Here is an 18911-nt window from a genome sequence, read left to right on the forward strand (position 1 = left end):
GAGGACGATGCATTGAAAGTAGAAAGGCGAACGATTGAATATATTCCCAATGAAGAAAGACATGGTAAGGCGAAAGATTTATTTCCCGTATGGTTCGGGGCTAATATGCATATCACCACGTTAGTGACCGGCACGATTCCCGTTGCAATGGGACTTAATCTATTTTGGAGTGTTGCCGCTATTATTTGCGGAACATTAATCGGTGCCATATTTATGGCGTCTCATTCCGCGCAAGGCCCTCAGCTTGGCATCCCGCAAATGATTCAAAGCCGTGCCCAATTCGGCGTAATCGGAGCGATTCTTCCCCTCTTCTTAGTCATGTTTATCTACCTTGGTTTCTTCGCAAGCAGCACGATTCTGGCGGCTGGAACCTTAAGCAGCTTTGTTCCCATCCCGGGTTCATGGAGCATTATAGGCTTAAGTGCCGTATGTTTTTTGCTCACCATTTTCGGCCATGATTTGATTCACAAAATGCAAAAAATCCTTTCTTGGACCTCTTTTGCCGTATTTTTTGCTGCAACGATACTCATTTTTCAATTGCCGATTCCGGCAGGCAGCTGGATTCCCGGAGCGGTTGATCTGCCCATTTTCTTGGTGGCGGTCAGCGCAGTAGCGACGTGGCAGCTGGCCTACGCGCCGTATGTTGCCGATTATTCAAGATATCTGCCAGTTCAAACACCGGCGTCCAAAACGTTTTGGTACAGCTATGCGGGTACATCTGTCAGCTCCATCTGGATGATGCTGCTCGGCGCTTTGCTGACGACAGCACTTCCTGACTTTACGGCAAACTCAGGCAGCCAGATTGTCCAATTGTTCGGCCCCTTCTCGTTCATTATGCTGATCATTGTGTTATTCGGGCAAATGGCGATCAATGTCTTTAACCTGTATGGGGCTTTCATGTCCACAACGACAACGCTTGAGCCGTTTCTGAAGTTAAAAGTCACGGCGAAAGTCAGAATCATCATGATCCTCGGCGTCACGCTTGTCGGCACAGTCTTAAGCCTTCTCGGTCAAAGCAATTTTATGGAGCTGTTTTTGAATTTTATCTTTTTCATCAGTTATTTCTTAATTCCGTGGACCGCAATCAATTTAGTCGATTACTACTTCGTCCGCCACGGAAAGTATCAAGTCAAGGCCATGTTCGATGTGAACGGGCCGTACGGAAAAATCAATTGGATCACCACAATTGCGTTCGTTCTTTCCATCTTGCTGGAAATCCCGTTTATCAATACCTCCTTTTACATCGGACCGCTGGCCAAAATGTTTGGCGGCGGAGACATTGCATGGATTGTCGGCTTGGCCGTGCCTTCTGTTCTTTATTATGTATTGATGAAACCGCGTCTGAAAAAACGGAGTTATCAAGAAAAGCTGTCTTCTCTATGAAGACAGCTTTTTATCATTCAAACCGCTTCCACACACGGGGCAGCATGTCAGGAAGCTCATGAGCGAGCAGCGTATGTGCGGAGTGCTCGTCCGTCCAGAGCTCGGCGCACGTGCCGTGTAAATAGACCGCGTTTAATATGGCGTGCTTCGGATCTTCATGGCAGCAGAGCATGCCCAACATCATGCCCGTCAGCGTATCACCGGTTCCGCCTTTGGCGAGCGCCCCGTTTCCGGTTGGATTGCGCCAGCAGTCGCCATCGGGAAACGCGATAACAGTTTGATTTCCTTTTAACACAATGACCGTCTGCAGCCGTGCCGCCCATTCCTTTGCATATTGCGCTCTTTTATTTTGTAATTCGTTCACAGGCACCCCTGTCATGCGGGAAAACTCGCCCGGGTGCGGTGTGAGGATGACGGGTGCCTCCCGTTTCGGATACGTTCGCTTCGTCAGCGCTCCGGCATCCAGAATAACGGGGCAATCTGCCGCAAGCACATGATCAACTGCCTGCTGTACATTTTGAGTTTGCGGAAGCCCTGATCCGATGGCAATGGCCCGGTACGCGTCTACAAGCTGAGCGTTTGCCGCTTTTTTCCAGCCGTCACGCCAATAGGTCGCCTCGGGCAAAACAGGAACAATTAGCGGGATTACGCTTTCTGATGTACCGATGACAAGCTTGCCGAGACCGCTCCGCATCGCCCCAAGCCCTGCAAGCAGCGCTGCCCCCGGCATGTCGTCACTTCCAGCCAGCAGCAAAGCCGTACCGTACGTGCCTTTATGGCTCTCCGCATCTCTTTCAGGAAGCGTGGCCCTTACATGCTCTTCCGTCCAATATGGAACATTCATCTCTATCCCTCCTCTGCTTTCTTTTCCTATTTTTCCTGTCCCTTTTCTTTTTCAAACAAAAAAGACAGCCTTTTAGGGCTGTCTTCTATTTTACAGGAACATCAAGGTGATATAGGCGGCTGTACCGTTCGTTTGCCGCCAGAAGCTCCTCATGGGTTCCTTCCATTTCTGTTTTGCCGTTTTCGAGAAATACGATTTTATCAGCCGCTTCCACTCCCGCGAGATGGTGGGTAATCCATAAAATCGTTTTTCCTTTCAGCACCTCAAACACCGTTTCCATCAATTCACGTTCGGTAATAGGATCGAGGCCGACTGTTGGTTCATCGAGGATGATGATCGGTGTGTCCTGCAGCAAAATCCTCGCAAGTGCGATCCGCTGGCGCTCTCCACCGGAAAAACGGATGCCCGTTTCCTGTACAGAGGTATGATATCCGTCAGGCAATGACTCAATGTAGTCATGCAGCTTGACCTGCTTTGCGGCGCGGCGCACATCCTCGTTGCTTGCTTCTCCGTTTCCGAGCCTGATGTTGTTCAAAATACTTGTATCAAACAGGTGCGGTTTTTGATTTAACACGGCCACCGCATCCGTAATCTGATCCTTTAACAGCGCTGTCTCCACTCCGTTTAACGTCACAGAACCGGAGTCCGGTTTCAAGGCGCCTTCGATTAATGCAAGCGATGTTGATTTCCCAGAGCCGCTCCGGCCGAGCAGCGCCATTTTTTCTCCCTGACGCAGCGTGAAGGAAAAGCGGTTCAGCACTTGGCTGCTATTGTCATACGAAAACGCCACATCGCGAAAGGACAGTGTGACATCCCGGAGATCGAGCGGTTCAGCAGCTGATTCAGTTTGTGACGCCTCCAGCTGAGGAGCCACCTTGTTCATGCGTCTGATAGAATCCTGATAGCCCGGCACTTCGCCTAAGGCATCCGAAAGCGGCAAAAAGGCTTCCGTCAGCGGGAATACCACAAGCACAAAAGCCGCAATCATTGTTTTAGCGAGTTCACCGTCTGCAGTTTGCCCAGCCGTCCAAAACAGCATCAGCAAAATAAGGCCGGCGACAAGGCATTGCGCAGCAAAATCCCGCCATCTTGTAAAGCGTTGTTTTTTCCGTTCAAGCTCAAACCAATCATGTTCCTCTTTTTCATAGGAATCAATAAACGCATGCCGGCGTCCGCTGAACATCCAGTCGCTGACACCCATCACGGCATCTGTCAGACGGCTGTACAGCACATTCCGCCCGCTTTTCAGCTTCGCATTCTTCGCTCTTGTCACGAGCAAAGACACAACCGGAAACAGCACAACAAGAACAAACAAATAAAGCGCAAGCAAAATGGCAAACGGCCAAGAGAAGAACCCAAGCGCAATCACTGAAACAGCATACAGGAGCAAGGCTGAGATAGCAGGAAAAATCGTTTTTAAGAAAGCATCCTGCAAATGCTCAATATCCTCGGACAAAATGCCGAGCATATCCCCCGTGCGAAAACGGGAACGCAGCATCAGGGCACCCGGCTCAAGCATGTTGTAAAGACGGACGCGCATGTCGGACACGATTTTCAAAATAATGTGATGGCCGACGAGACGTTCCACATATCGTGACACAGACCGCGCAATCCCAAAGGTGCGCACAGCGACAATCGGCACATAAATGAGCAGGATGTTTTCCGGTCTTGTCGCCGCCTTAGAGATCAAAAATCCTGAGGTGAACATGAGAAAAGCAGCAGAAAAAATCGTCACCGCGCCCAAAAAGATAACCAGAACGAACAGGCGGGCATTTTGCTTGATATACGGCAGAATCCATTCTTCTTTCTTCATGCTCTTTCCCCCAGTTGTGCCTCCACGAGTTTGGTGTACACACCGTTTGTCGCCAGCAATTCATCGTGAGTCCCGATTTCTGCAACCCTGCCCCCGTCCAGCACGATAATTTCGTCCATATCGAGCATCCAGTGAAGGCGGTGAGTGGCGAGAAAGACGAGCTTATCCTCAAATAAATCCAGCATCGTTTCTTTTATTTCATATTCTGTTTCGATATCAAGATGGGCGGTCGGCTCATCCAGCAGCAGGATCGGACGGTTTCCCAAAAAGGCGCGGGCAAGTGCGACACGCTGCGCTTGGCCGCCGCTGAGCGCCCGGCCGCCTTCCCCGATTCGTCCCTCTAATCCATCCGAAAGGTTGTCCACCATCTCCGTCAGCCCCGCCGCGGCAGCGGCGCGGGCTGTATCCTCAGCAGAAGCGCTTGGATGGTAGAAGCGAATGTTGTTCGCCAGCGTATCATCGAAAATGTACGGATGCTGCGGGATATAAAGGAGGTTTTTCTGCCAGCTGCCGTCCTGCAAATGGGACCGCCCTGAACCATTAACCTCAATCATCCCGCCATCCGGCTCCAAAAATCCGCCGAGAATATCAACCAATGTTGATTTTCCGGCGCCGCTTGCACCGATGATGCCGATTTTTTTCTTGCCTTTGAATGACAGATCAATATCGGACACCGACCGGCCGACTGACACGCCTGACAGCTTCAGCTCATCCTGATTGGACCACGTTCCAAGCTGAAGCGGCGCTTCTTCTTTAAAACCAGGCTGCGACAAAATCTCTTGAATGGTTTTGCCTGCTTCCTGCCCGTTCAGCGTTGCGTGATAATCATTTCCCACTTCCCGAACCGGCAGAAAATACTCCGGTGCGAGAATAAGGGCCGTTAAAGCGGGACCAAGCAAAATATCGCCGTCAATCAGGCGCAGGCCCAGGAACACTGCGACTGTCGCCACCGACAGCATCGTGAAAAAATCGAGGGCGAATGATGATAAAAACGCCACCCGAAGCGTGCTCATCGTTGCTTTGCGATACCGCTCACTCACATAGAAGATATTTTTGCTGTGCGACTTGCTCAAACCTAGGAAACGCAATGTCTCCAGCCCGCGAAGAGAGTCAACAAAATGATTGGAAAGTCTCTGATAGGATTTCCACTGACGATCCGCTTTTCTCTGCGCGACAAGGCCGAGGAGAATCATAAAGATGATCAGAATCGGCATCGCTGCGACTAAAATGATGGCCGATGTACGATCCTGGAAAAACACATAAATGACAACCGCCGCAGGCACAATCGCCATGCTGACCATTTTCGGCAGAAACAGCTCCAGGTAGCGGCGGAACTGGCTGATGCCTTCCATCGCCAGCGTCACCATTTGCCCCGTCCCCTCTTTCTTTGCAAAGCGGGGGCCTAATCGAAACAGCTGATCAAGAAAACTCTTTCTCAAATCTGCCCCAGTCCGGGCGGCATATTGATAGACGATTTTCTGGCGCGCCACCGTCACACCATGCCGGGCGACAAAAGCGATCAGGAAAAAGCCGATCACCGGAAACAGGGAGACAATGCCCTCCCCATTGAACAATCCGGTTACGGCTTCACTCAGCCACTCTGCCTGCATAATAATAGCGGCTGTCTGAATCAGCGTTAAACAAGTAATCACGGTGAGAATCCGCTTCATTCCTTTATATCGAAACAGGTCTTTTCCCATTAATAAGTCATAGGCTCCTTATGGCTGACGCGCTTCCGGAAGACATAATAGCTCCAGATCTGGCTGCCGATCACAAACGGCAATAGCGTTAATGCTGCAATTGACATGACTTTAAGCGAATAATCACCGGAAGAAGCGTTAGCTACTGTTAAATCGTACGCGCTTTGAAGCGAGCTGACCATTACCCGAGGGAATAAGGAAATAAAGATCATTCCTACAGTCAGCGCGAGTCCCGCGCCTGTCATCCCAAATGTCCAGCCGTCTTTTTTCTTACGGATAAATAAAGCCGCCAGCATAAAGCAGATGACAATCAAAACAACGAGCGGAATGGTAATCTCGCCGCGGCGTGTAAACATATCTGTCTGATAGGCAGAAAGGGCCGCGAAGGCGAGAACCGTTACAAAAACAACACCCATTATGTTTTGCGCCATTTTCCGGGCGCGGTTTTGCAAATCACCAATCGTACGCAGCGTGATAAACATTAATCCATGCTGGAAGCAAAGAAGTGTTACAGTCACACCGCCAAGTACAGAGTATACGTTTATATAATCGGCTAGATGTGCGTGAATGTTCATATCGGCATCAATCGGCATCCCGCGGAATAATGTCGTGAACAGCACACCAAGCACAAACGGAGGAATCAGACTGCCGAAGAAAACGACCCAGTCCCAAACCTTAACCCATTTCAAATGCTCAACCTTGCCGCGGAACTCAAACGCAACCCCGCGGCCCATTAACGCAAGCAGCACAATGACAAACGGAATGTAATAACCGCTCAGCATCGTTGCATACCAGTTTGGAAACGCCGCGAAAATGGCCCCCGCACCAGTCAAAAGCCATACTTCATTCGCGTCCCAAAACGGCCCGATCGTGTTGATCAGCACTCTGCGTTCTAATTCATTATGGCCAAGAAAACGGGTCGCCATGCCGACCCCGAAATCAAAGCCTTCCAAAAAGAAGAAACCTACAAACAATACGGCAACGAGTATAAACCAAAGATCATGAAGAGATGCCATGGTATACCTCCTGACTAAATGGATCTGTTGATACAGGAACATCATGATGATCACTATGCTCCGCACCTTTTTTAATCTCACGGATGAACAAGAAGACAAGCAGCGCGCCGAGAATCAAGTACATCACACCGAATGCGATGATTGAGAATAACAGGGAGCCCGCTGTTACGTTAGGCGACACAGATTGAGCGGTTGTCATTAAACCCATAACCGTCCAAGGCTGACGTCCGATTTCTGTCATAATCCAGCCCGCGGAGTTCGCAAGAAACGGGAAGGAAATTAACGCGATCATGATGCGCAAATACCATTTGCTGTTTTCAAGCTTTTTGCGGCGGTTTAACCAAAGGCCGCCTAACGCAGCAAGAATCATGACAACACCTGCGCCAACCATGATGCGGAAGCTCCAGAATGTCGTTTTTACAGGCGGAATGTAGTCGCCTTTTCCGTATATCTTTTCGTACTCAGCCTGAAGTGTTTTCATCCCTTTGACACTTCCGCTGAATTTTTGATACGCCAAGTAGCTCAAGGCATAAGGAACTTTGATTTCATTTGAGCTTTTTTCATTTTTTGTATCGATCGTGGCAAAAGCCGTCCAAGCAGCAGGGTCACCGCTGTCTTCCCATAAGCCTTCACTGGCAGCCATTTTCATCGGCTGTGATTCCATCAAATGCTCAGCCTGCATGTGTCCGCTAAGGCCGACGCCGAGACCGGCACAAAGGCCGACGATCATTGCGAGTTTAAAAGATTGTGTAAAGAACGGCACTTCTTTTTTCTTCAATAGTTTAAAAGCACTCACTCCGGCGATAAAGAAAGCCCCGGTGGCAAGCGCACCAAAAATAACGTGCGGGAATTCAACCCAAAGCTGAGGGTTTGTGATCAGCGCGGCAAAGTCGTTCATTTCCGCGCGGCCGTTTTTGATCGTAAAGCCGACCGGCTCCTGCATAAAGGAGTTCGCAGTTAAAATCCAGAAAGACGACATAATCGTTCCGAATGATACGAGCCAAATGCAGAGAGCGTGTATTTTTTTCGGCAGACGGTCCCAGCCGAAAATCCATAATCCGATAAAAATAGATTCCATAAAAAACGCCAATAATGCTTCAATCGCAAGCGGAGCGCCAAATACATCTCCGACAAAACGGGAGTAATCAGACCAGTTCAATCCAAACTGGAATTCTTGCAAAATCCCCGTTACAACACCGACTGCGAAATTTATTAAGAATAAGTGCCCCCAAAACTTTGCCATTTTGAGGTACAGCTCATTTTTCTTCACAAGATAAAGAGTCTCCATCAACGCAACCATAAACACAAGCCCGATAGACATCGGCACAAACAAGAAGTGAAACAACGTTGTTGATGCAAATTGTATGCGGGCTAATACCAATTCACTCATGCTTTCTCCTCCATTTCCGGTTAAAACTGCATATTTGCTCATTACTTCACAAATAGAACCGAGACTTTGATCAGTAATTCACAAAATAGACGAAAAAAATATTGTTCAATATTTCACAAACATGTCAAAAAGTCGTTCAATATGATGCTAGATTGCCAGACTGACCAAATGACACAATTTCTAACTGGTTCATATTAAGTACTTTACAACGATTTATTTCAAAAATAAAGTCTAAAATACCTAAAAAGCCCTGCGCTATGTGACGGATTATTGTCTATTTTGTTGCTGATTTATGACCGACTCTAGGATAAATGACCCTTTATTATCGTACATCAACATATCAATCCTTGCGAACAAAATGCTTGTCCGGCACCAGCACTCATTTCTCAGCACTCTGTCATAGACCGACTTTAGTCAGAATGCCTCTTTCTATTTGAAACGGGAAGACGAGAAAAGTTGAATAGTAAATTTTTAATATATTAATAATTTCAATTTTTTAGTATACTTAACGTAGTGAACAATTTCACTGCATCAAGAATAGGGGAGGTTTTTCAATGGGAGAGCTTCAAACACAATTGCAATTGCAAACGGATACAATTCACGAAGGGGTTCGAAAAGAGAATTGGTTTGCGAGAGCCATGAATATAAAAGTAGGCATCATACCGCTTCCTGTGTATGCCTTGCTGTTTATATTAATCACTGTTTTTGTTATGCATCACGATGTAAAAAGTGACATCTTGACATCGATTGCCGTCATGGCGTTTTTCGGGTTTACCTTTGCCCAAATCGGAAAATCGATACCGATTGTTCGTTCTATCGGAGGCCCGGCGATCCTAGCTACTTTTATTCCGTCCGCTGTTGTCTACTATCACCTGCTGCCTAATGATATCGTCAAATCCACCACAGAATTTACAGAAAACTCAAACTTCCTATACTTATTTATCGCCGGGATTGTCGTCGGAAGCATCCTCGGCATGAAAAGAGAAACACTCGTAAAAGCATTTATGAAAATCTTCATTCCGCTTATTGTCGGTTCTGCCGCGGCTGCTATTGTCGGACTGGCTGTCGGCACATTGCTCGGGATCGGATTTCAGCATACATTGCTGTATATCGTCATTCCTATCATGGCCGGAGGAGTCGGAGAAGGCGCTATCCCGCTGTCCATCGGTTATTCTGACATTATGCCCATGTCTCAAGGGGAAGCGTTTGCACTTGTTCTGCCATCGATCATGCTGGGCAGCCTGTGCGCGATTATTCTAGCTGGCTTGCTGAATAGAATCGGGAAGAAAAAACCGGAATGGACAGGCAACGGCAAAGTGGACCGGTCTGAAGATATGTCACCTGCGCTGGAGGAATCACAAAACGGCCAGCAAATGTTCAACCTTTCCTTATTTGCTTCAGGCGGAATTCTTGCTGTCTCCTTATATTTAGTCGGCATGCTCGCACACGACTTTTTCGGATTTCCGGCACCTGTTGCCATGCTGTTACTGGCTGTTCTGATTAAGCTGTTCAGATTGGCGCCTTCCTCAATTGAAAATGGTGCGTTTGGGGTGTCCCGCTTCTTTTCAACAGCTGTGACCTACCCGCTGCTCTTTGCGATCGGGGTGTCCATGACGCCGTGGGACAAGCTTATCGCCGCCTTTAACCTCAGCAATATCATTACGATTCTGTCTGTCGTTGTGACCATGATGGCCGTCGGCTTTTTCACCGGAAAATGGCTGAACATGTATCCGATTGAAACCGCCATTATCAATGCGTGCCATTCAGGGCAAGGGGGCACTGGGGACGTCGCCATTTTAAGCGCCGCAGAAAGGCTTGAACTGATGCCGTTCGCCCAAGTCTCTACCCGCATCGGGGGAGCGATTACGGTGTCCTTAACCTTATTGCTGCTGCACCAATTTTATTGATACACCTCGGAGCAAGTTCTTCGTAAAGCGAAAGAGCTTGCTTTTTTGCATGTCCATGTTTTGGCAAGTTCCCATCCCATGCTATAGTAATAGTTGGAAATACTAGATAGAAAGGACTCGGCATGCCTATGGGAACAGATCTATTTCTCTTTGTGATTCTCGGGCTGGGACTTTACTTTATATCAGCCCTGGCAGCAAAACTCATTCCGGCCGCAGATTTCTGGATTGATATCGTTCTTTGGGTTGGCGCTGCCGTTTATATCTTCTCTCATCAATCATTCATGGATGGCATTGTCTCGATCGCGACAATGTTCTACTGCTATTGGACCGCAATGGATCTCACTGTCTCTGAGCGCGCGGAAAAACCATCGGGACACTGGCAGGAAGTCGAGCTTGCCAGAAACAAAACACGTCTCCTGTCAGACATCACGTTAACCGCCGTTGTGTTTGCGGGCGCCATCATTTTTTTCATCTATGGCCCTGACCCAAGCGCCCTTAAGTATGTGATCCTTTTCGGTATGATCTCCGGCGGAGGGGCATTGGTGAAACGAATACTGAATGTTTTCAGTGTAACCGTTTTGTATTCAGCACCCTTAGAAAAATTGCACATCAGCTCACGTTATGAAACCCGCACATACCCGCTTTCCGATTTGAAAGACATTCAGCTTGAATCAACAGCTGATCTCTTAAAGCTCCATCCGCTTCTGACGATGTATTCATCCCGTTTAGATCTGACAACAAGCTTTCAGCAAGTCATCAAACTGTCTCTTCCCGGCGAAACATTGTTTCTGACGGTGAAAGAACCCCAAAGATGGAAAGCGCTCCTCCGGGAGTACACAAATGCAGAAATCAAAGTGGACACTGTGGTTTCTGTTTTGCCGCTTTATCATAGAAAAAATGTGAAGCGGCTGCTTGGGAAGCTTTATTTTGCCGTCAGCGTAAAAGGCGTATCAGCTTACGCCCTATTGGTGCTTGCGTTATACGCATTACATGCCTCCCCGTGGATCATGGGCGGTGCCGTGATGCTGTACTGGGTATTCAACATGTATCTGTCAGACCGTGTTTTGCGGGCGGCAATGGACGCCAAGCCTTGTCAGCATCAGGATGTACAGGCAGCGGCCGACAAGATTTTCCGCAAGGCCGGCATTTCCCATGTCCGCATATACGAAACGGAGAGTGATGATTACAACGGAATGGCAGTCGGCATGAATGTCGGAAGGTCAATGGTCATTCTGACAAGCGCCACACTACCTCTGCCGCTGCGTGTCATCGAAGGCATTCTGGCCCATGAGGCGATTCATATTAAAAAGCGTGACGTTCTGTCTTCACAGCTTTTGCGTTTTCTATATCTTGGAGCCGTCGTGGGGATCATCCTCTTAATTGAACAGCAAATAACCCGCCCCGAGGCTCACAAAATCGCGCTTTGGGCTTTCATCATGGCAACGATCCTCCTGTTTCAGCTCTATCAATCCTTTTGTTCGCAATGGATGGAGGTGCGCGCCGACAACCTTGGCGCAGCACTGCTGGAAGGCGGGCACAAACAAATGGCCGAAGCCTTAAGGATCTTGGCGGTTAGGCAGGATGAGGATATACAGAAGCAAAGTGCTTACAGCTCTGAGGCAGATGCGGATGAGATTCAGATTGACTCTCTCACCCGCGATAAAAGCTGGCTTTTCAGATTAATCGATTTTCAGTTCGCTCCTCATCCCCCTATGTACTGGCGTGTCAGCACTTTATTGTCAAACAAAGGACAAGGGGTGCTGAAGCGCTGGCTCAGAGACCGGCTGAAAGAGTCAATCTCTTTGAAATGAAACCGATCAGCGTTTTACCCGTATAACAGATATGGTGAAAAAAGGGAGTGATGAGAAGTGATTGTGATCATCTTATTGATTATAGCTATTATTGTTTTTCTTTCAGTCATTCAGCCGCAGCCCTCGGAAAATAAAAGCCGCCAGCAGGCGGACAGCGGTTTCTTCGGTTATTCAGATCATAGCTCGCACCATGATGGATGCGGCAGTGACGGAGGTTTCAGCGATTCCGGCTGTGGCGGCGGAGGCGATTGAGCGCCTCCTTTTTTATTTCATCGACTCGATGTACGTGCCGAAAGACGCGCCTGACATGCCCGGCGACACGCGCACGCGATGAAGAGCATACATTCCCTGGTCCCTCGATGCCGCGCCCGGTTCTGTCGTCACGCCCATTTGATAGCCCGTTTCTTTAGCGGCCTTCAGCGTCTCTTCATTGTAGCGTCCTACCGGATAGCTGATGATAGAGGTTTGCTGATGAAACATGCCATCAAACAGCTTTTTCGAATCAGCCATCTCACTGTGCTGCTGTTCAGGCGTTAACCCGTTCAGCTCAAGGTGGTCAATCGTATGGCTTTCAATCGATATGCCGTGCTGTGCCATTTCTTTCATTTGGTCCTCTGTCAGATGATGCTTATGTCCGATCGATTTGCCGATCATAAAAATCGTCGCCTTCATCCCGTACTTTTTCAGCACCGGATACGCGTCTTGATAATTGTCGGTGTATCCGTCATCAAACGTGATCAATACGCATTTCTCACTCGGCTTTTTATCCTGTGTCAGCATAAGATACGCCTCTTTTGGCGTTAATGTCTGATAGCCGTTATCGTGCAGCCACTTCATATGCGCTTCGAACTCTTCCTTTGGGACACGGAGGCTGTTTCCAGAGGAAATGCTGTGGTACATCAAAATCGGCAGCTTTGCCGGTTTCTCTGTTTTGATCCATGCGGATGTATCGTCTTCTTTCTTCTGAACATGTATTGTCTTTTGTTCCGGTTTCTTTTGTTCCGCTTTCGGCATCTGCTGCTCCGCGTTCGCCTCTTTATCAGCGCATGCCGCGAGAGCCAAGCAGCTTCCCAAAAGAAAAATGCTTAGGATAAAACGTTTCATCGGTTCCCTGCTTTCTGTCTATTTCTTCCTCCTTTTTCATCGGTTTGTTTCTGAGATTTTCAATAGCAAAAAACCGGACATGAAATCATGGCCGGCTCACATTTAAGAAAACTGATTCAAAATCAGCGAGGTTAACAGGCCAAGTGCAGCGATTAAGCCTGTCATCGGACCGCTGTCTTCATACGCCTCAGGCATCATCGTTGAAGCAATCATCGCAATGATGCCCCCGCCCGCAAACGCTGCGATCGCTGCCATCGCTTCTTCAGAAGCACCGTCGAGAAAGAAAAATCCTGACCATGATGCGAGAATTGAAATCACGAGCACCGCGGCCCAAAGCAGCAGAATTTTCGTTCTTGAGTACCCGCTGTTTTTCATTCCAGCTGTACTGGAAAGCCCTTCAGGTATGTTGCTGATAAAAATCGCAATCACCAAAAGGAAGCTGACCGATTGTTCTTCGAGAAGGCTGGCGCCAATCATGATTGATTCCGGAACAGCGTCCATGATGGTGCCGATAAAAATAGCGATCCCTCCTCCGCTGGCGGCTGCTTGTCCCGATCTCTTTCTTTGTGAAGCGCCTCTTTTGGAAACTGCGTAATCAAACACCGTAAAAACGACTGCCCCTGCAATAAATCCCGCGCCCGTAGACACGATTCCGCCTTCCGCCACTGCGTCACCAAGAAGCTCGTAAGCGGCCGCGCCAATTAATACGCCTGTGCCAAAAGCCATAATATAGCCGATCATCTGTTTGCGAATCGGAAGAAACATGGACGCCAGCGCGCCCAGCAAAACAGCAGAGCCTGAGATCCCGCCCCACATTGCCGCATGCCACATCTCTATCTCTCCTTTCTTACCAACCACTACCCGCTGCGTTTTTTTCTGTAAACCTTAGTGAGAACACAAAAAACCGGACATGTCTCCATGTCCGGTTTTGAACTTAGCGGATTCTGACTTCTGTCTCACTGTCAAAGAAATGGCCTTTATTCATATCAAACGCAACCGTCAGCTCGTCACCTGATTGAATATCGAGGCGAGCGTCGATCCGCGCGATAAAGTCTTGATTGTCGATTTGCGAATAAACCATGATTTCAGAACCGAGCAGCTCTGCGACATTGATTTTCGCTTTTATCGAAGAGTTTTTATACGATTCCACGACAATTAATTCATCGTGAATATCTTCAGGACGGATGCCGAAAATGACTTCTTTTCCGATGTAGCCCTTTTCACGCAACACCTTCATTTTCCCTTCCGGCACGGTTAATGCCGCAGAACCGATTTTGATTACGCCGTCCGTCAGCTTTCCTTTGAAAAAGTTCATCGCCGGTGAGCCGATAAAACCGCCGACAAATACGTTTTCAGGGAATTCGTATACATCCTTTGGCGTCCCGATCTGCTGGATTTTTCCGTCTTTCATGACCACGATCCGTGTCGCCATCGTCAGCGCTTCTGTCTGGTCATGTGTCACGTAAATCGTTGTGGTTTGCAGTCTCTGGTGGAGCTTAATGATTTCCGCCCGCATTTGCACCCTTAGCTTCGCGTCCAAATTCGATAAAGGCTCATCCATCAGGAACACCTTTGCGTCCCGAACGATTGCCCGTCCAAGCGCGACCCGCTGTCTCTGCCCGCCTGACAGCGCTTTCGGTTTACGGTGCAAATATTCCTCCAGCCCGAGAATTTTAGCGGCTTCCTCTACCCTTTTTTTGATTTCAGGCTTAGGCATTTTTCGAAGCTTCAGCCCGAACGCGATATTATCATAGACCGTCATATGCGGATAGAGCGCGTAGTTTTGAAATACCATCGCGATGTCCCTGTCCTTAGGCGCTACATCATTGACCCGTTTTCCTTCAATATAAAAATCGCCTTTCGAAATTTCTTCAAGCCCTGCGACCATCCGCAGCGTCGTTGATTTCCCGCAGCCTGACGGGCCGACGAATACGATAAATTCCTTATCATCAATGTGAAGGTTAAAGTCGTCAACAGCCGCTTCCTTCTGATCATAATATTTATAAATGTGCTCCATCCGCAATTCAGCCATGTAATATCCCCCTTTGTAATTGTAAACGCTTTCTTAAAATGAGTGTAACAGCATTTTCCTATCACTGGAATGGGCAGCATTCATAAAATCAGCCAGCCATTTTTCGTGCACATTTCCAATTTATTCTGAATCTTTACTTTGCAGGCTGATAAAATAGGCGAGCAGCGCGCCTTTATACGTTTTAATGTCTATCCCTGACCGCTCAATAAATTTATCAATTCGATATTGCAGGCTGTTGCGATGCAGATGCAGCTTTTTCGCCGTTAACGTCACGTTTGAATTGTTTTCAATGAACAGCTTAATCGTTTTCCTCAGCTCAGATTCATTTCCAAATAAAACATCAGCTTCTTCAGAGAGCAGCGTTTCAAGCTTTTCTTTTTCTGTTTCTAATAATAAAAAAGGAAATATCATCTCAAAGGTCACACTCTGCATCTGAGGCAGCCGTTTTTCAGCAAACAAGAAATACGTCTGTTCACGGGCGTAATGGTTACGCAGACTCTCATCCGGTTCATAAAATCTTCCGGCATAAAAACGGACACTGAAGTAGAAATCACTTTCAAGAACTTTAGCGAGTGATTCAAGTTCGTCTTTCCCCGCCGCCGCTTCACTTTCCTGCTCGACAATCACGCCTCTGTCCTCATGCAGCCACACAATCACAAAAGGCACCGGCCAAAAATGGCGAACCGCTTCGGCAAAAGACGCGCGCTCTATTTTACCGAGCAAATGAAAATGAACAAATCTCGTCCTCTTCTTTACATTCGCCGGCACTTCCCCGCTGGAAAAAAGAAACGCAAACCATTTGTTTTCTTCCGGCGGCTTCAAAGACATTTGATCGGCCTCATCGGCAGGCGTCAAAAATGACTGCAGCAGCAATGTCTCTTTTTCGCTGATTTCCGTTTTCGGAATAGAGATATATCTTTGACTGTTCTCATCAAAAAAGCATAGACAGTCTTCCTTTACGCAAAGCTCCTCAGACACAATCGACCCGGGATAAATAGCCAAAATCGATTTCATAAGGTCTCCTCTCATATGTAAGGATCTGTATATCCAGTATAAGGCGAAACGCACAGGTTCTCCAATAAAAAAGCATATATCCGGCATAGATAGACGAGAAACTGAGAGAGAAACCTCATTCGTTTACATATTGGCAACACCGGAAATAGAAGAAGGTATGCAGGACCAAAGGAGGATGATCTAGAATGGATTTAGAAGCATTAAACAAAAGTTTTATCAACGGAAAATGGACCGAAGGGGAAAGCGGGCGTACGGAGGACATTTTGAATCCGTATGACCAGTCTGTGATAACAACAGCATCTCTGGCAACAAGCAAACAGCTGAAAGGTGCTTTTGACATTGCACAGCAGGCGCAAAAAGAGTGGGCCAAGAGCACAGCAGAGGACCGAAAAGCAGTCCTGCAAAAAGCGCGCGGCTACTTACAGGAAAACCGTGATGACATCATCATGATGATCTCCCGCGAAACCGGCGGTACGATCATTAAATCAACGATCGAGCTTGACCAAACAATTGCGATTTTAGATGAAGCCATGACATATACAGGCGAATTAGGCGGCGTCAAAGAGGTTCCATCCGATATTGAAGGGAAAATCAATAAGATTTACCGCCTTCCGCTCGGTGTCATTTCATCGATTTCACCATTTAATTTTCCAATGAATTTATCAATGAGAACCATTGCGCCTGCAATTGCGCTAGGAAACAGTGTTGTTCACAAGCCTGATATCCAAACCGCTCTGTCTGGCGGAACCATCATTGCGAAAGCGTTTGAACACGCTGGTCTCCCTGAGGGTGTCCTCAACGTCATGCTGACGGATTTAAAGGAAATCGGAGACGCCATGCTCACCAATCCAATCCCCAGATTAATCAGCTTTACGGGATCAACCGCAGTCGGGCGCCGCATCGGTGAAATCGCCGGGCGTGACTTCAAGCGGATGGCCCTTGAGCTCGGCGGCAACAACCCGTTTGCCGTCCTCTCAGACGCGGATGTCGACCGTGCGGTGGACGCCGCGATTTTCGGGAAATTTATTCACCAGGGACAAATCTGCATGATTATCAACAGGATCATCGTTCATCAAGATGTGTACGATGAGTTTGTTGAAAAATTCACTGCCCGTGTCAAACAGCTTCCGTACGGTGATCAAACTGATCCGAAAACCGTTGTCGGCCCGCTGATCAACGAGCGCCAAATCGAAAAAGCGCTGGAAATCATTGAGCAGGCAAAGGCAGACGGCATTGAGCTTGCGGTTGAAGGAAAACGCGTCGGAAACGTACTCACACCGTATGTCTTTGTCGGAGCTGACAATAACAGCAAAATTGCCCAAACGGAGCTGTTCGCCCCGATTGCCACCATTATCAAAGCCTCCAGCGATCAGGAAGCGATTGACATGGCAAATGACACTGAATACGGGTTGAGCTCGGCGGTTTTCACTTCTGATTTAGAAAAAGGTGAAACGTTCGCCCTGCAAATTGACAGCGGCATGACCCATGTCAACGACCAGTCCGTCAATGACTCGCCGAATATCGCCTTTGGCGGCAACAAAGCAAGCGGTGTCGGCCGCTTCGGAAATCCTTGGGTGGTTGAGGAGTTTACCATGACGAAATGGATTTCGATACAGAAGCAATACCGCAAATATCCGTTTTAAACGAACGAATCCCTCTGCTTCACGCGCAGAGGGATTTTTTTATTTAGATATATCAACAAACCCCTCGCCAAACACATCGCGTACATCATGAACGATCACAAACGCTTTTTTGTCACAGCTTCTGATGATTTTCTTCAGCATGGACAGCTCCTGTTTGTTAATGACGATATACAAAATCTCTTTTGACTGGCCCGTATAGTTTCCCTTCCCTGATAAAATCGTCACGCCCCGATCCATCAAGGTATTCACCTGCTCGGCAATCTCACTCTTATTTTCCGAAATGACCGTAATGGCTTTTTTCGTATTCAAGCCTTCAATAATGAAGTCCATCACTTTCGTACCGATATACAGCATCACGATCGTAAACATCATTTTTTCCGCACCAATAATAAAATAAGAGCTAAATACCACAATCAAATCAAAAAATAAAAGCGCGTAGCTCACATTCCAATCTAAATATTTATTAGCAATTCTGGCCAGAATCGCAGAACCGGCTGTCGTCCCGCCAACCCGGATAATCATCCCGATCCCGACTCCCGCAAATACACCCGCGAAAATCGTATTGATGATCAATTCATCAGACGGGGTGCTCCAGCCGTGTGTCAGATGGAGGAAAAGCGAATTCGCCGCTACGGCAATGATTGTATAGACAGTGGTTTTACCGTCTAGAAATTTGTAGCCGACTAAAAGCAGAAATGCATTTAAGATAAAGTTCGTTACCCCGGGAGACCATTGAAACACATAATACAAAATCAGCGTAATCCCAGTGACCCCGCCTTCCCCAAGGTCATTGGGAATTGCAAACAAATTCACTGCAAGCGCGAAGAAAAAAGCGCCAATCACAAGCATCAGCACATCAAGCATTTTCTTTTTCATCACAAAACACTCCTTCTCCAGATAGTATCAACAAAAAAACCCAGGAGTACGCTCTCGCAAAAGAGCAGAAACTCCTGGGCTTTTATCCCACCGTGTCATAACAGCCAAGCCGCTATGTGTTTTCTCTCGGTCACAGTCCAATTTACATTGCGGAACCCTAGAAAACCATTGTTTTTATCCTATCATTTTCACTTTCCAATATTAGCATTATAAGGGACGGTTTGAATTGGTTCAAGGGGTATTTGCGGAGATTTAATCAGTAAATTAAGAGAAATAAAAAAGATATTTAACTGTTAATAAATGAGAGTTTTAACCGATATGATAAAAAGTACCTTTTTTAAAAATATAAATTAAAATCTCAATCCCAATTTATCATTG

General features: G+C 47.5%; 15 protein-coding genes and 1 riboswitch. Of the genes, 5 read left to right on the forward strand and 10 right to left on the reverse strand.

Annotated elements, in window-relative coordinates; genetic code table 11:
• Positions 1-12 precede the first annotated feature (12 nt).
• Positions 13-1383 (forward strand): cytosine permease, encoded by a 1371-nt coding sequence (locus EFK13_RS19910; RefSeq protein ID WP_129507174.1) that lies wholly within the window; start codon positions 13-15, stop codon positions 1381-1383.
• A gap of 13 nt (positions 1384-1396) precedes the next feature.
• Here EFK13_RS19910 and EFK13_RS19915 read toward each other — a convergent pair whose 3' ends face one another.
• The 5 genes from EFK13_RS19915 to cydA all read right to left on the reverse strand — a co-directional run bounded on the left by EFK13_RS19915 (position 1397) and on the right by cydA (position 8146).
• Positions 1397-2227 (reverse strand): NAD(P)H-hydrate dehydratase, encoded by an 831-nt coding sequence (locus EFK13_RS19915; protein ID WP_129507173.1) that lies wholly within the window; start codon positions 2225-2227, stop codon positions 1397-1399.
• Between the two features lie 85 nt (positions 2228-2312).
• Positions 2313-4040, reverse strand: coding sequence for a thiol reductant ABC exporter subunit CydC (gene cydC / locus EFK13_RS19920; RefSeq protein WP_129507172.1), 1728 nt, complete (start codon positions 4038-4040; stop codon positions 2313-2315).
• Complete coding sequence (gene cydD, locus EFK13_RS19925; protein WP_129507171.1) at positions 4037-5740, reverse strand: thiol reductant ABC exporter subunit CydD; 1704 nt, start codon at positions 5738-5740, stop codon at positions 4037-4039. The genes cydC and cydD overlap by 4 nt, the downstream gene beginning before the upstream one ends.
• On the reverse strand, positions 5740-6756 hold the full coding sequence (cydB, locus tag EFK13_RS19930) for a cytochrome d ubiquinol oxidase subunit II (protein WP_129507170.1): 1017 nt from the start codon (positions 6754-6756) through the stop codon (positions 5740-5742). Before cydB ends, cydD begins: the two co-directional genes overlap by 1 nt.
• Positions 6740-8146, reverse strand: a complete 1407-nt coding sequence (cydA, locus tag EFK13_RS19935; RefSeq protein WP_129507169.1) for a cytochrome ubiquinol oxidase subunit I — start codon at positions 8144-8146, stop codon at positions 6740-6742. The genes cydB and cydA overlap by 17 nt, the downstream gene beginning before the upstream one ends.
• 554 nt (positions 8147-8700) lie before the next feature.
• Between cydA and cimH the strand changes: the two genes are divergently transcribed.
• The 3 genes from cimH (at position 8701) to EFK13_RS19950 (ending at position 12116) form a co-directional block, all read left to right on the forward strand.
• A complete protein-coding gene (gene cimH / locus EFK13_RS19940; RefSeq protein WP_129507168.1) occupies positions 8701-10053 on the forward strand; it encodes a citrate/malate transporter CimH in 1353 nt (450 codons plus the stop codon).
• A 122-nt stretch (positions 10054-10175) separates the two neighbouring features.
• Positions 10176-11864, forward strand: a complete 1689-nt coding sequence (locus EFK13_RS19945; protein WP_129507167.1) for a M56 family metallopeptidase — start codon at positions 10176-10178, stop codon at positions 11862-11864.
• A gap of 57 nt (positions 11865-11921) precedes the next feature.
• Positions 11922-12116: a hypothetical protein gene (locus tag EFK13_RS19950; RefSeq protein ID WP_129507166.1), complete on the forward strand. Its 195-nt coding sequence runs from the start codon at positions 11922-11924 to the stop codon at positions 12114-12116.
• Positions 12117-12128: 12 nt separating this feature from the next.
• Here the strand turns inward: EFK13_RS19950 and EFK13_RS19955 are convergent, their stop codons facing one another.
• From EFK13_RS19955 to EFK13_RS19970, 4 genes are all read right to left on the reverse strand, one after another.
• Entirely contained in the window at positions 12129-12968 is an 840-nt protein-coding gene (locus tag EFK13_RS19955) for a polysaccharide deacetylase family protein (RefSeq protein WP_129507165.1), read from the reverse strand.
• Positions 12969-13070: 102 nt separating this feature from the next.
• The gene (locus EFK13_RS19960; RefSeq protein ID WP_129507164.1) at positions 13071-13799 is read right to left on the reverse strand and encodes a ZIP family metal transporter; all 729 of its coding nucleotides are present in this window, start codon (positions 13797-13799) and stop codon (positions 13071-13073) included.
• Positions 13800-13902: 103 nt separating this feature from the next.
• Positions 13903-15000, reverse strand: coding sequence for a maltodextrin ABC transporter ATP-binding protein MsmX (gene msmX / locus EFK13_RS19965; RefSeq protein ID WP_064815720.1), 1098 nt, complete (start codon positions 14998-15000; stop codon positions 13903-13905).
• Between the two features lie 120 nt (positions 15001-15120).
• Positions 15121-16014 carry a PucR family transcriptional regulator gene (locus EFK13_RS19970; protein ID WP_129507163.1) on the reverse strand — a complete coding sequence of 298 codons (894 nt, stop codon included), beginning with the start codon at positions 16012-16014 and terminating at the stop codon, positions 15121-15123.
• Between the two features lie 185 nt (positions 16015-16199).
• On the opposite strand from EFK13_RS19970, the gene EFK13_RS19975 reads away from it, so the two are divergent.
• Positions 16200-17657, forward strand: a complete 1458-nt coding sequence (locus EFK13_RS19975) for an aldehyde dehydrogenase family protein (RefSeq protein ID WP_129507162.1) — start codon at positions 16200-16202, stop codon at positions 17655-17657.
• Positions 17658-17696: 39 nt separating this feature from the next.
• On the opposite strand, the gene EFK13_RS19980 is transcribed toward EFK13_RS19975, so the two are convergent.
• Positions 17697-18533 carry a YitT family protein gene (locus EFK13_RS19980; RefSeq protein WP_064815714.1) on the reverse strand — a complete coding sequence of 279 codons (837 nt, stop codon included), beginning with the start codon at positions 18531-18533 and terminating at the stop codon, positions 17697-17699.
• Between the two features lie 69 nt (positions 18534-18602).
• A riboswitch (guanidine-I (ykkC/yxkD leader) is annotated at positions 18603-18705 on the reverse strand.
• Between the last annotated feature and the right edge of the window lie 206 nt (positions 18706-18911).

It is taken from the genome of Bacillus cabrialesii, from assembly GCF_004124315.2.
GTDB classification, from domain to species: Bacteria; Bacillota; Bacilli; order Bacillales; family Bacillaceae; genus Bacillus; species Bacillus cabrialesii.